A 13,237-nucleotide genomic window follows, 5' to 3' on the forward strand; every position below is an offset into this window, starting at 1 on the left:
TCCGGGAAAAATAAAGTGGCGTATTGTGCGCTAATGCAGGGAGAAAACCAACTCCCAGGGCATATACCAAAGATTCGCCAGCACCATTAGCAACAGCGAACACCAGGTCGCGCTCATGCCTGAACGGCGCCAGCGGAAAAGCCGGTGATGGAATCCGTAATAATGCATCAGTCGTCCGGCAATCAAAATCAGCCCGCAAATATGCACCATCCACGTTTCAGCGCCGTTCATTTCCATAAATAACAGCAGCACCAATGCGACGGGAATATATTCCACCGCATTACCGTGAATGCGGATAGCGCTTTGTAGTTCGCTAAAACCTCCGTCACCATATGCAACGCGGTATTGCATGCGCAGGCGAACGACGTCAAAGGAGAACTTAATTAACAATAACGCACCCAATACGGCATAAAGCGCGCTTACCATACAAACTCCCTTTTAAAATGGCTGATGGCATTGACTATGATAGGTGGCATTTTCAGAAAAGAGAAGATTGCTGTGGAATAGACGGAGCTGATCCGATCTCTGGCAGGGCGCTGCGTAAATTTGCCCATAGCGTATCGACAAGCTCCGGGGCCTGCGCGATATCCGGGGTATGTAAAAACAGATACGGCGTTGTGGTTTGTTGCCATTGCGACAGCTTGGTCAGCCAGACGGCAAAAAGCGCGCTGTTTTGTGCCATATTATCGCTGCCGATAAAGCGTACCATCGGATGGTTTGCCGTCACCACCGCATGCACCGGAACCTTTGGCTTCTTGCGCTGGGCGTCGCGTATCGCTTCAGTATGTGGTATTGCGGCATGTACCGGTCGACTGTCCAGAATCACCCGATTTACCCCGCGCTCATGTAGGCCACGATTGAATAGCTGCTCTGTTTCGCCTTTGGCAAAAAAGTCCGGATGGCGAACTTCCACACCGTAGGTAAAGGATTTGGGGAGCGCATCAAGAAACTGCCACAAGGCAGGCAGGTCGTGCGGGCCAAAAGTTGCGGGTAATTGCAGCCAGTATTGCCCAATGCGTGATTCAAGTGGCGACATGCGCGTGAAAAACTCATGCACCAGGTCATCGCAATTACGCAGCGCGGCCTGATGCGAAATGGTGGCCGGAAACTTAAAACAAAATCGAAACACATCGGTAGTCTGCGCATGCCAGCGGGCCACAATGTCGGCTTTTGGCAGCGCGTACAGCGTGGTATTGCCCTCCACACAGTTAAAGTGGCGGGCATACTCTTCAAGGCTGGAGATCCCCAGACGCACCCATTTGGGATGCGCCCACTGGGGTAAACCGATATAAATCATAGCGCTTGCAGGATCTCGGCCACGCTGCGTACGCGTGCGATACGCGGGAAAATATGCGTCATGCTGCCCTGATGTTGCTCAGCGCTGGCGGCACTACAGGCGTTTTCTGCAACAATCAGATTAAAACCCAGCTCCCACGCATTTCGCGCCGTTGACTCCACGCCAATATTTGTGGAGATGCCGCACAGGACGATGGTCTCGATGCCCCGACGACGCAGTTGTAATTCCAGATCGGTGCCGTAGAAAGCTCCCCACTGGCGTTTGGTCACTTCGAGGTCGCTGGCGCATTTACCCAGAGCGCTCGGGTAATTCCACCAGTTTTCGGGTAACGCTTTGGCCGGAGCGTGAGCATCAACTGGCTGTTTCAGCGCTTCGGCATAATCGTCAGACCAGCCGACGCGCACCATTACCACCGGGGAACCGTGGGCACGGAATTTTTCCGCCAACTGCGCGGCGCGGGCAACCACGTCGTTTGCCGAGTGTGGGCCGCCAGCGAAAGGCAGGATACCTTCCTGTAGATCAATAACAACAAGAGCGGTTGTTTTTGCGTTCAGTTCCAGCATGATCACTCCAGTAAAAAAAGAATTCCGTTACACCTTAATCGCGAATCAGTGTGAAAGGGACGACAATTTTTGTTATTTTTTGTGAGATTACGCAATGCCCGTCCAGGAAACAGGCGTACAGTCAGTACCGGACTTATCGTGCGGCAGAATTTCCAGTATAATAGCCGCCTTTTTTCATTCAGTTGTGACATTCAGCTAAAGCTGCGACTTCGTCACCTGCGAGACAGGTGACAATCCGCCTGCGGCAAAGTTAAGGGATATCTCATGCGTACAGAATATTGCGGACAGCTACGTCTGTCCCACGAGGGGCAGCAGGTGACTCTGTGTGGTTGGGTCAACCGTCGTCGTGATCTTGGTAGCCTGATCTTTATCGATATGCGCGACCGCGAAGGTATCGTGCAGGTATTTTTCGATCCGGACCGTGCGGATGCGTTAAAGCTGGCCTCCGAACTGCGTAATGAGTTCTGTATCCAGGTTACGGGCACCGTGCGTGCGCGTGACGCGAAAAACGTCAACGCCGATATGGCGACTGGCGAAATTGAAGTGCTGGCCTCCGATCTGACCATCATCAACCGTTCAGACTCGCTGCCGCTGGACTCTAACCATGTAAACACTGAAGAAGCGCGACTGAAGTATCGCTACCTGGATCTGCGTCGCCCTGAAATGGCGCAGCGCCTGAAAACGCGTGCCAAAATTACCAGCCTGGTGCGTCGTTTTATGGACGATCACGGATTCCTCGACATCGAAACTCCGATGCTGACCAAAGCTACGCCGGAAGGCGCGCGCGATTACCTGGTTCCTTCTCGTGTTCATAAAGGTAAGTTCTACGCGCTGCCGCAGTCTCCTCAGCTGTTTAAACAGCTGCTGATGATGTCCGGTTTTGACCGCTACTATCAGATCGTAAAATGCTTCCGTGATGAAGACTTACGTGCTGACCGTCAGCCTGAATTTACTCAGATCGACGTTGAGACTTCCTTCATGACCGCGCCGCAGGTGCGTGAAGTGATGGAAGCGCTGGTGCGTAACCTGTGGCTGGAAGTTAAAGGTGTGGATCTGGGTGATTTCCCGATCATGACCTTTGCCGAAGCCGAGCGTCGTTACGGTTCTGATAAACCAGACCTGCGTAACCCGATGGAACTGGTTGACGTTGCCGATCTGGTGAAAGGCGTTGAGTTCGCCGTGTTCTCTGGTCCGGCGAATGATGCGAAAGGCCGCGTAGCTGCCCTGCGTGTACCGGGCGGTGCGAGCTTAAGCCGTAAGCAGATCGACGATTACGGTAACTTTATTAAGATTTACGGCGCGAAAGGTCTGGCTTACATCAAAGTCACCGAGCGTGCGAAAGGCCTGGAAGGCATCACCAGCCCGGTTGCTAAGTTCCTGAACGCAGAAATCGTAGACGCGATTCTGGAGCGTACCGGTGCGCAAGACGGCGACATGATTTTCTTCGGTGCCGACAACAAGAAAGTGGTTGCCGACGCGATGGGCGCGCTGCGTCTGAAACTGGGCAAAGACCTGAACATTACCGACGAAGCCAAATGGGCGCCGCTGTGGGTTATCGACTTCCCGATGTTTGAAGACGATGGTGAAGGCGGTCTGACCGCGATGCACCACCCGTTCACCGCGCCAAAAGACATGACTGCCGCTGAGCTGAAAGCTGCGCCGGAAGACGCGGTTGCCAACGCTTACGATATGGTCATCAACGGCTATGAAGTGGGCGGTGGTTCCGTGCGTATTCACAACGGTGATATGCAGCAGACCGTATTCGGCATTCTGGGCATTAACGAGCAAGAACAGCGCGAGAAGTTCGGCTTCCTGCTGGATGCGCTAAAATACGGTACACCGCCGCATGCGGGCCTGGCGTTTGGTCTGGATCGCTTGACTATGCTGCTGACCGGTACTGACAACATTCGTGACGTTATTGCCTTCCCGAAAACCACGGCTGCAGCATGTCTGATGACTGAAGCGCCAAGCTTTGCCAATGAAGCCGCGCTGGCGGAGCTGAGCATTCAGGTTGTTAAGAAGGCCGAGAATAACTGATATGAGATATAAACAGCCTGTCTCGGTGTTAGTCGTGATTTATGCAAAGGACACCGGGAGAGTGCTGATGTTACAGCGACGCGACGATCCTGATTTCTGGCAGTCGGTCACCGGCAGCCTTGAAGAGGGTGAAACCGCGTCGCAAGCCGCGATGCGCGAAGTAAAGGAAGAGGTCGCCATTGATGTTGCGACTGAGCAACTGACCTTAATTGACTGTCAGCGCACGGTGGAATTTGAGATTTTTAGCCATTTACGTCATCGCTATGCGCCGGGAATTGAGCGTAATACTGAATCCTGGTTTTGCCTGGCACTTCCCTCTGAACGAGAGATCGTGTTCACCGAACATCTGACCTACCGTTGGGTTAATGCGCACGAAGCCGCGCAGTTAACCAAGTCGTGGAGTAACCGGCAGGCGATTGAAGAGTTTGTAATTAACGTCGCCTGAGAAGGCGCGCTTTTTGGAGAGATTATTTATGGCAGGTCATAGTAAATGGGCCAACACCAGACATCGTAAAGCAGCGCAGGATGCTAAACGCGGTAAAATTTTCACCAAAATCATTCGTGAACTGGTGACGGCAGCCAAACTGGGCGGCGGCGATCCGGATGCTAACCCACGTCTGCGCGCCGCGGTTGATAAAGCGCTGGCAAACAACATGACCCGTGACACCCTGAACCGTGCAATCGCGCGTGGTGTTGGTGGCGACGATGATGCGAACATGGAAACCATCATCTATGAAGGTTACGGTCCTGGCGGAACAGCCGTTATGATTGAGTGTCTGTCTGACAACCGTAACCGTACCGTTGCGGAAGTGCGTCACGCATTCACTAAAACGGGCGGCAACCTCGGTACCGACGGTTCCGTAGCTTACCTGTTCAGCAAAAAAGGCGTGATCTCTTTTGAACAAGGCGACGAAGACGCCATTATGGAAGCGGCACTGGAAGCGGGCGCTGAAGACGTTGTGACCTTCGACGACGGCGCGATTGACGTTTACACCGCGTGGGAAGAGATGGGCAAAGTGCGTGATGCGCTGGAAGCGGCTGGTCTGAAAGCGGACGCGGCTGAAGTGTCTATGATCCCCTCCACCAAAGCGGATATGGATGCAGAAACGGCACCGAAGCTGATGCGTCTGATCGATATGCTGGAAGACTGCGACGACGTGCAGGAAGTTTACCACAACGGCGAAATCTCCGATGAGGTTGCTGCAACGCTCGAATGATGTGGTTAAGCCATAAACTAACAGGAGATGCGTGATGTCTATCATTCTCGGCATTGACCCGGGGTCGCGCATCACCGGTTATGGCGTAATCCGTCAGGTCGGCAGACAGCTGACCTACCTCGGTAGCGGCTGCATTCGCACCAAAGTCGACGATCTTCCATCACGTCTGAAGTTGATTTATGCAGGCGTGACGGAAATCATCACTCAGTTCCAGCCCGACTATTTTGCCATTGAGCAGGTCTTTATGGCGAAGAATGCCGACTCGGCGCTAAAGCTGGGGCAGGCGCGCGGCGTGGCAATCGTTGCGGCTACCAATCAGGATCTTCCGGTCTTTGAATACGCGGCCCGCCAGGTAAAACAGACCGTGGTGGGTATCGGCAGCGCGGAAAAAAGCCAGGTTCAGCATATGGTACGCACGCTGCTAAAACTCCCGGCAAATCCGCAGGCGGATGCCGCGGATGCGCTGGCGATTGCTATTACCCATTGCCACGTCAGCCAGAACGCCATGCAAATGAGTGAGTCGCGGCTGAATCTGGCGCGAGGTCGGTTACGTTAGTGACAAATGAGGCTGGATATCTATCCAGCCTTTTTTTATGATAGCGCATTACCTTTTAGCCCTTAACGCAGGAGCGTCACGTGATAGGCAGACTCAGAGGCATCATTCTTGAAAAACAACCCCCGCTGGTCCTTCTGGAAACCGGCGGAGTAGGCTATGAAGTCCATATGCCGATGACCTGTTTCTACGAGTTGCCGGAAGCCGGGCAGGAAGCGATTATCTTCACCCATTTTGTGGTGCGTGAAGACGCTCAACTGCTATATGGTTTTAACAACAAACAAGAACGCACGCTGTTTAAAGAGTTAATCAAAACCAATGGCGTGGGGCCGAAGCTGGCGCTGGCGATCCTCTCCGGTATGTCTGCACAGCAGTTCGTTAATGCCGTTGAGCGCGAAGAGCTTGGCGCGCTGGTGAAATTACCGGGTATAGGTAAGAAAACCGCAGAGCGTTTGATTGTGGAAATGAAAGACCGCTTTAAAGGCCTGCATGGCGATCTCTTCACGCCGGCGGCGGATCTGGTCCTGACCTCTCCGGCCAGTCCTGCAACGGATGACGCCGAGCAGGAAGCGGTTGCTGCGCTGGTGGCGTTAGGCTATAAACCACAGGAAGCCAGCCGCATGGTGAGCAAAATTGCTCGCCCTGATGCCAGCAGTGAAACCCTGATTCGTGAAGCGCTTCGCGCGGCATTGTGAGGTAAAGGATGATTGAAGCAGATCGCCTGATTTCGGCTGTCAGCACGACCCCTGAAGATCTGGTGGATCGCGCGATCCGCCCCAAATTGCTGGAAGAGTATATTGGCCAGCCTCAGGTGCGTTCGCAAATGGAGATTTTTATCCAGGCGGCGAAGCTGCGCGGTGAAGCCCTCGATCACCTGCTGATTTTCGGTCCTCCAGGTCTCGGTAAAACCACGCTTGCCAATATAGTTGCCAATGAAATGGGCGTTAATTTGCGCACCACTTCCGGTCCGGTACTGGAAAAAGCGGGCGATCTGGCGGCAATGCTCACCAACCTTGAACCGCACGATGTGCTGTTTATCGATGAAATCCATCGCCTGTCGCCGGTGGTGGAAGAGGTGCTGTATCCGGCGATGGAAGATTATCAGCTGGATATCATGATTGGCGAAGGACCAGCCGCACGTTCGATTAAGATCGATCTGCCGCCGTTTACCCTGATCGGGGCGACGACGCGCGCCGGTTCGTTAACGTCTCCGCTGCGTGACCGCTTCGGTATTGTACAGCGCCTGGAATTCTATCAGGTGGCAGACCTGCAGCACATTGTTGGACGCAGCGCCCGCTTTATGGGACTGGAAATGAGCGATGAAGGCGCATTGGAAGTGGCACGCCGCGCCCGTGGTACGCCGCGTATCGCCAACCGTTTATTACGCCGGGTACGCGACTTCTCCGAAGTGAAGCATGACGGCACAATTTCAGCAGATATCGCCGCTCAGGCACTGGATATGCTCAATGTGGATGCGGAAGGATTCGATTATATGGACCGTAAGCTGCTGCTGGCGGTTATCGATAAGTTCTTCGGTGGACCGGTAGGACTGGATAACCTGGCGGCGGCGATTGGGGAAGAGCGTGAAACCATTGAGGACGTGCTGGAGCCGTATCTGATTCAACAAGGTTTTCTGCAGCGAACTCCGCGCGGACGTATGGCAACGGTGCGGGCGTGGAACCACTTTGGCATTACACCGCCGGAAATGCCATAAGACTCAATAATCCCTGATGGCGCTACGCCTGGCAGGCCTACGATATGATGCAGGCCTGACAGGCGTAAAACAGATTACTTCAGTTCATCAACCATGGTGACGGCGCGACCAATGTAATTGGCCGGCGTCATTGCTTTCAGGCGCGTTTTCTCGTCTTCAGGCAGCGCCAGACCGTCGATAAACTGCTTCATACCTTCGGCGTCAACGCGTTTGCCGCGGGTCAGTTCCTTCAGCTTCTCGTATGGTTTTTCAATGCCATAGCGACGCATCACGGTCTGGATCGGCTCTGCCAGCACTTCCCAGTTATGATCCAGTTCATCCAGCAGATGATCGCGGTTCACTTCCAGTTTGCTCACACCTTTCAGCGTGGACTGATAAGCGATCAGCGCATAGCCAATCCCCACGCCCAGGTTACGCAGAACGGTAGAGTCCGTCAGATCGCGCTGCCAGCGGGAGACCGGCAGTTTGCTCGCCAGATGCTGCAGAACCGCGTTAGACAGGCCCAGGTTACCCTCGGAGTTTTCGAAATCGATTGGGTTCACCTTGTGCGGCATGGTGGAGGAACCAATTTCACCCGCGATGGTTTTCTGTTTGAAATGGTTCAGCGCCACGTAACCCCAGACATCGCGGTCGAAGTCGATCAGGATAGTGTTGAAACGGGCGATGCAATCAAACAGCTCGGCAATGTAGTCGTGCGGCTCAATCTGCGTGGTGTACGGGTTCCACTGGATGCCCAGCGAGGTGACAAATTCTTCGCTGAACTGATGCCAGTCCACTTCCGGATAAGCGGCGATGTGGGCGTTATAGTTACCGACTGCACCGTTGATTTTGCCGAGAATTTCGACCTGATTGAGCTGGCGGTACTGACGCTCCATACGGTAAGCCACGTTAGCCATTTCTTTGCCCAGCGTAGACGGGGTGGCTGGCTGACCGTGGGTACGGGAGAGCAGAGGAATATCGCGATACTGGACGGAAAGATCTTTCACCGCGTCGATAAGCTTGCGCCAGTACGGCAGAACTACTTCGTCACGGGCGGTTTTCAGCATCAGCGCGTGAGACAGGTTGTTGATGTCTTCTGAGGTACACGCGAAGTGGATGAACTCGGAAACAGCGTGCAGTTCCGGGATATCCGCCACTTTCTCTTTCAGGAAATACTCAACTGCCTTCACGTCATGGTTGGTCGTGCGCTCAATGGTTTTGATACGCGCAGCATCTTCTTCATTGAAGTTAGCGACAATCGCATCAAGGAAACCGATTGCGTCGGCAGCAAAAGCAGGAACTTCCTTGATCGCTGCGTGCGCGGCCAGTTTTTGCAGCCAGCGTACTTCAACTTGTACACGGAATTTCAGCAAACCGTATTCGCTGAAAATCCCGCGCAGCGCGCTGACTTTATCGCCGTAGCGTCCATCGACAGGGGAAACGGCGGTCAGTGAGGATAATTCCATAGATCACAACTCCGGGGTTAAATGAGCAAGAATTTGTTTAGCCTGAGTCGTCAGGCGATTACGAGAAAACATGAGTTGCAGACGGCCTCCACCAACCTGATGCCAGAGCACGGCAGCGCGAATGCCAGCCAGCAGGGAAGCGCGTACTTTAGCCTGAACCTGTGGGCTCTGAAGGATGGCCGGGGAGCCCGTAACCTGAATACGTGGGCCGAGTGGGCTGATGACGTCAACATAAATGCCTGCCATCGCACTCATCAACGTTTCTGACTGCAAATCAAAATGGTCCAGTTGGCGCTGCAAGCCGTTGATGCGGTCTCCCAGCGTGTCCATCGCGCCTTTAGCGGCTGACAGCTTACGCTCCAGCACCATCAGGCTTAACGTGTAGCGGGTGAGTTCCGCGTTCAGCCCCTGACGACTGCTGGCGTTGAGCACGCCGAGCATCGTTTCCAGACCTAAACGCAGGTTGGCCTCGCTACCGCCAAACACGCCCAGCGTAGAGCTGGGATTCATGTCGATGACACTGTTCAGTGAAACGTGCAATGCATCGGCATCACAATGCCCCTGGTGCGCCAGTTCCTGCACCAGGCGTGCCGACTGACAAATGCCTGCCAGAGCGAGGGTGATGTCATAATAATTCTTTGCCACGTTCACTGCTTCCTTGTATTAGATGTGTAAGTAATTATACCGGCAGAGGCAATCGTTGTTCGATAATGCCGCCGCCGAGGCACACTTCACCATTGTAAAAGACAGCCGACTGACCCGGCGTTACCGCCGCGACTGGCTCGTCGAAAATGACTTCAATACGCTCAGCATCCAGCGCCTTAACGGTGCACGGAATGTCGGTCTGACGATAGCGGGTTTTCACCGTGCAGCGCATTGTGCCGGTGAACGGTTCGCGATCGACCCAGTGCAGCTGTTGCGCCACCAGGCCAACGGACATCAGACGCGGGTGTTCATGACCCTGAGCAACAACCAGAATGTTGTTCTCGACGTCTTTATCCACCACGTACCACGGATCTTCCGTGCCTTCTTTCGTCCCGCCAATGCCCAGACCTTTACGCTGACCCAGCGTGTGGTACATCAGCCCCTGATGCTGGCCAATCTCTTCGCCATCAACGGTGATGATTTTGCCAGGCTGAGCGGGCAGGTAACGACCGAGAAACTCGCGGAACTTACGTTCGCCGATGAAGCAGATACCAGTTGAGTCTTTTTTCTTGGCCGTAATCAGACCGAGATCTTCGGCAATTTTACGCACCTGCGGTTTTTCCAGTTCGCCTACCGGGAACAGGCTCTGCGCGATTTGTTCATGACCGAGCGTGTAGAGGAAATAGCTCTGGTCTTTATTGCCATCAAGTCCACGCAGCAGGCGGCTTTTGCCGTCGACGTCGGCGCGGCGCACGTAGTGACCGGTGGCGATATAATCGGCACCTAAATCTTCGGCGGCAAACTCGAGGAAGGCTTTAAACTTGATTTCTTTATTGCACAGAATATCGGGGTTTGGCGTACGGCCCGCTTTGTACTCTTCAAGGAACAGTTCAAAGACGTTGTCCCAGTATTCTGCGGCAAAGTTGACGGTATGCAGTTCAATGCCGAGTTTGTCACAGACAGCCTGCGCATCCGCAAGATCGGCGGCCGCTGTGCAATATTCCTCGCCATCGTCCTCTTCCCAGTTCTTCATGAACAGGCCTTCTACCTGATAACCCTGTTGTTGCAACAGCCAGGCAGAAACGGAGGAATCGACACCGCCGGACATGCCGACGATCACTTTTTTTGGGCTTTCAGACATAGGAATACTCACGACATTGAACTTCAAGGCGGCATATTCTAGCACGCAGCCCCTTACTTGACACCCTCTGTAAACGGCCAGTTAAATTCGCCGATCATCGCCAGCGGGTAGCGCTGTCCGCTCTGATAGCAACGAATACTCTCCGCAACCAACGGCGAACGCAGATTTGGCGCTGAGAGAACCTCTTCTGCGCTGACCCAGCGACAGCAATCTATATCGCTGTCATGAGGTTCAGTAGTGCACATATTGGCAAGCTCGATAGAAAACAGAAAACGTAAAAAGGGCGTTTTGTCCGGCGCAATCCATTGATGCATCCGGATGAAGTGTTGCGGCTGCGCTTTGATGCCCGTCTCTTCCCACAGTTCGCGAGCGGCGGCTTGCACCAGGGTTTCATCCGCTTCCAGATGTCCTGCAGGTTGATTCCACAGGGCTTTGCCATTGATTGTTTCCTCAACGACTAAGAACTTATCTTCTGCATGCACAATGCAGGCGACCGTGACGTGCGGTTTGAACATACCTGTTCCTTATTCAGTTAGTTGCATCCCGCCATTGACCGTTGGCGAGATTTTCCAGCGTGTAATCTCCCATGGCATAGCGGATGAGGCGCAGCGTCGGGAATCCAACATGTGCTGTCATACGACGAACCTGGCGGTTACGGCCTTCATATAAAGTAACTTTCAGCCAACTGGTGGGGATATTTTTCCGTTCCCGAATAGGCGGATTTCTCGGCCACAGCCAGGTGGGTTCCTCTACTATTTCAATACCTGCGGGCAGCGTGGGACCATCATTGAGCGTCACCCCGGTACGCAGCGCATCCAGCGCTTCTGCTGTCGGCTCGCCTTCGACCTGGACGTAATAGATTTTCCCCGTACGCTTGCCGGGTTGCGTTAACCGCGCCTGCAGCGCGCCGTCATTGGTCAGCACTAAAAGTCCTTCGCTGTCCCGGTCGAGTCGGCCCGCAGCATAAATTCCCGGCACGGGAATAAAATCTTTTAACGTGCTTCTGCCCGCCTCGTCAGTAAATTGTGGCAAAACATCGTAGGGTTTATTGAACAAAACCACGCGTTTTGGCTGGTTTTCTTTACGCTGCCTGGTGACTTGTCGTGAGCTGAATCGCTCAACCCGGTGATTTCTAAAAGAAGTTTTTTGCATGGTATTTTCAGATTATATCAATTGCCGCATTATAGCCTAAGAACGAGTGTCTTTCATGGCGACGAACATTAGGGTAGTATTGACATGCTCATTACAAAACATTAACAAAAAATTGCTCTAACGCATTCGTGCAGCAGGACGCAAACGCACATGCAGCGCGATGACAGACGAGCAGAACCAGAAGCGCTCGAAGGAGAGGTGAATGGAAAGCAAAGTAGTTGTTCCGGCGGAAGGTAAGAAGATCACCCTGCAAAACGGCAAACTCAACGTTCCTGAAAATCCGATTATCCCGTTCATTGAAGGCGACGGTATCGGCGTTGATGTAACCCCACCGATGATCAAAGTTGTCGATGCTGCTGTCGAGAAAGCCTATAAAGGCGAGCGTAAAATCTCCTGGATGGAAATCTTCACCGGCGAGAAATCCACTCAGGTTTATGGCCAGGACGTCTGGCTGCCTGCTGAAACCCTTGATCTGATTCGTGAATATCGTGTTGCCATCAAAGGCCCACTGACCACCCCAGTTGGCGGCGGTATTCGCTCTCTGAACGTTGCCCTGCGTCAGGAACTTGACCTGTATGTCTGCCTGCGCCCGGTGCGTTATTACCAGGGCACGCCTAGCCCGGTTAAGCACCCTGAACTGACCGACATGGTCATCTTCCGTGAAAACTCCGAAGATATCTACGCAGGTATCGAATGGAAAGCGGACTCTGCAGATGCCGAGAAAGTGATTAAATTCCTGCGCGAAGAAATGGGAGTGAAGAAAATCCGCTTCCCGGAGCATTGCGGTATTGGTATCAAACCGTGTTCTGAAGAAGGGACTAAACGTCTGGTTCGTGCGGCGATCGAATACGCCATCGCTAACGATCGTGATTCTGTTACCCTGGTACACAAAGGTAACATCATGAAATTCACCGAAGGCGCGTTCAAAGACTGGGGCTACCAGTTAGCGCGTGAAGAATTCGGTGGTGAACTGATCGACGGCGGTCCATGGGTGAAAATCAAGAACCCGAAAACCGGTAAAGAGATCGTGGTTAAGGATGTTATCGCCGATGCGTTCCTGCAACAGATCCTGCTGCGTCCGGCTGAATATGATGTGATTGCCTGTATGAACCTGAACGGCGACTACATCTCCGATGCGCTGGCCGCGCAAGTTGGTGGTATTGGTATCGCGCCGGGCGCGAACATCGGTGACGAATGTGCGCTGTTCGAAGCAACCCACGGTACTGCACCGAAGTATGCAGGTCAGGATAAAGTGAACCCAGGTTCCATTATTCTGTCCGCTGAAATGATGCTGCGCCACATGGGTTGGGTTGAAGCGGCTGACCTGATTGTTAAAGGTATGGAAGGCGCGATTAACGCCAAGACCGTAACCTATGACTTTGAACGTCTGATGGAAGGCGCTAAGCTGCTGAAATGTTCAGAGTTTGGTGACGCGATCATCGAAAACATGTAATCCAGATTCTGGGTTGTGTG

The 13,237-nt window shown here is 53.5% G+C and carries 15 protein-coding genes; 7 read left to right on the top strand and 8 right to left on the bottom strand.

What is annotated here, in order from left to right; genetic code table 11:
- Positions 1-30: 30 nt before the first annotated feature.
- Genes GFC06_RS13955 through GFC06_RS13965 form a run of 3 tightly spaced genes read right to left on the bottom strand, consistent with a single transcriptional unit; the run spans position 31 to position 1,860 of the window.
- A complete protein-coding gene (locus tag GFC06_RS13955) occupies positions 31-426 on the bottom strand; it encodes an MAPEG family protein (RefSeq protein WP_016153418.1) in 396 nt (131 codons plus the stop codon).
- 52 nt (positions 427-478) lie between these two features.
- A complete protein-coding gene (locus tag GFC06_RS13960) occupies positions 479-1,297 on the bottom strand; it encodes a DUF72 domain-containing protein (RefSeq protein ID WP_153690272.1) in 819 nt (272 codons plus the stop codon).
- Complete coding sequence (locus tag GFC06_RS13965; protein ID WP_153690273.1) at positions 1,294-1,860, bottom strand: hydrolase; 567 nt, start codon at positions 1,858-1,860, stop codon at positions 1,294-1,296. The genes GFC06_RS13960 and GFC06_RS13965 overlap by 4 nt, the downstream gene beginning before the upstream one ends.
- Positions 1,861-2,124: 264 nt before the next feature.
- On the opposite strand from GFC06_RS13965, the gene aspS reads away from it, so the two are divergent.
- From aspS to ruvB, 6 genes are all read left to right on the top strand, one after another.
- Positions 2,125-3,897, top strand: coding sequence for an aspartate--tRNA ligase (aspS, locus tag GFC06_RS13970; protein ID WP_016153415.1), 1,773 nt, complete (start codon positions 2,125-2,127; stop codon positions 3,895-3,897).
- Between the two features lies 1 nt (position 3,898).
- A complete protein-coding gene (gene nudB, locus GFC06_RS13975) occupies positions 3,899-4,342 on the top strand; it encodes a dihydroneopterin triphosphate diphosphatase (RefSeq protein WP_016153414.1) in 444 nt (147 codons plus the stop codon).
- Between the two features lie 28 nt (positions 4,343-4,370).
- The gene (locus GFC06_RS13980; protein WP_016153413.1) at positions 4,371-5,114 is read left to right on the top strand and encodes a YebC/PmpR family DNA-binding transcriptional regulator; all 744 of its coding nucleotides are present in this window, start codon (positions 4,371-4,373) and stop codon (positions 5,112-5,114) included.
- Between the two features lie 34 nt (positions 5,115-5,148).
- Positions 5,149-5,670: a crossover junction endodeoxyribonuclease RuvC gene (ruvC, locus tag GFC06_RS13985; RefSeq protein ID WP_003034867.1), complete on the top strand. Its 522-nt coding sequence runs from the start codon at positions 5,149-5,151 to the stop codon at positions 5,668-5,670.
- A gap of 80 nt (positions 5,671-5,750) precedes the next feature.
- Positions 5,751-6,362: a Holliday junction branch migration protein RuvA gene (gene ruvA / locus GFC06_RS13990; protein WP_016153412.1), complete on the top strand. Its 612-nt coding sequence runs from the start codon at positions 5,751-5,753 to the stop codon at positions 6,360-6,362.
- Between the two features lie 8 nt (positions 6,363-6,370).
- A complete protein-coding gene (ruvB, locus tag GFC06_RS13995; protein ID WP_016153411.1) occupies positions 6,371-7,381 on the top strand; it encodes a Holliday junction branch migration DNA helicase RuvB in 1,011 nt (336 codons plus the stop codon).
- A gap of 74 nt (positions 7,382-7,455) precedes the next feature.
- On the opposite strand, the gene purB is transcribed toward ruvB, so the two are convergent.
- The 5 genes from purB to rluE are packed head-to-tail and all read right to left on the bottom strand — an operon-like array spanning position 7,456 to position 11,764.
- Positions 7,456-8,826 (bottom strand): adenylosuccinate lyase, encoded by a 1,371-nt coding sequence (gene purB, locus GFC06_RS14000; protein WP_016153410.1) that lies wholly within the window; start codon positions 8,824-8,826, stop codon positions 7,456-7,458.
- Between the two features lie 3 nt (positions 8,827-8,829).
- Positions 8,830-9,471, bottom strand: a complete 642-nt coding sequence (hflD, locus tag GFC06_RS14005; protein WP_016153409.1) for a high frequency lysogenization protein HflD — start codon at positions 9,469-9,471, stop codon at positions 8,830-8,832.
- 34 nt (positions 9,472-9,505) lie between these two features.
- Positions 9,506-10,612 carry a tRNA 2-thiouridine(34) synthase MnmA gene (mnmA, locus tag GFC06_RS14010; RefSeq protein ID WP_003832402.1) on the bottom strand — a complete coding sequence of 369 codons (1,107 nt, stop codon included), beginning with the start codon at positions 10,610-10,612 and terminating at the stop codon, positions 9,506-9,508.
- 53 nt (positions 10,613-10,665) lie between these two features.
- A complete protein-coding gene (locus GFC06_RS14015; RefSeq protein ID WP_153690274.1) occupies positions 10,666-11,127 on the bottom strand; it encodes an NUDIX hydrolase in 462 nt (153 codons plus the stop codon).
- A 13-nt stretch (positions 11,128-11,140) separates the two neighbouring features.
- Positions 11,141-11,764, bottom strand: a complete 624-nt coding sequence (gene rluE / locus GFC06_RS14020; protein ID WP_016156800.1) for a 23S rRNA pseudouridine(2457) synthase RluE — start codon at positions 11,762-11,764, stop codon at positions 11,141-11,143.
- Positions 11,765-11,966: 202 nt separating this feature from the next.
- Here rluE and icd point away from each other — a divergent pair, with 202 nt between their 5' ends.
- A complete protein-coding gene (icd, locus tag GFC06_RS14025) occupies positions 11,967-13,217 on the top strand; it encodes an NADP-dependent isocitrate dehydrogenase (protein WP_153690275.1) in 1,251 nt (416 codons plus the stop codon).
- The last annotated feature ends 20 nt before the right edge of the window (positions 13,218-13,237 follow it).

The organism is Citrobacter braakii, assembly GCF_009648935.1.
Taxonomy (GTDB): Bacteria; Pseudomonadota; Gammaproteobacteria; order Enterobacterales; family Enterobacteriaceae; genus Citrobacter; species Citrobacter braakii.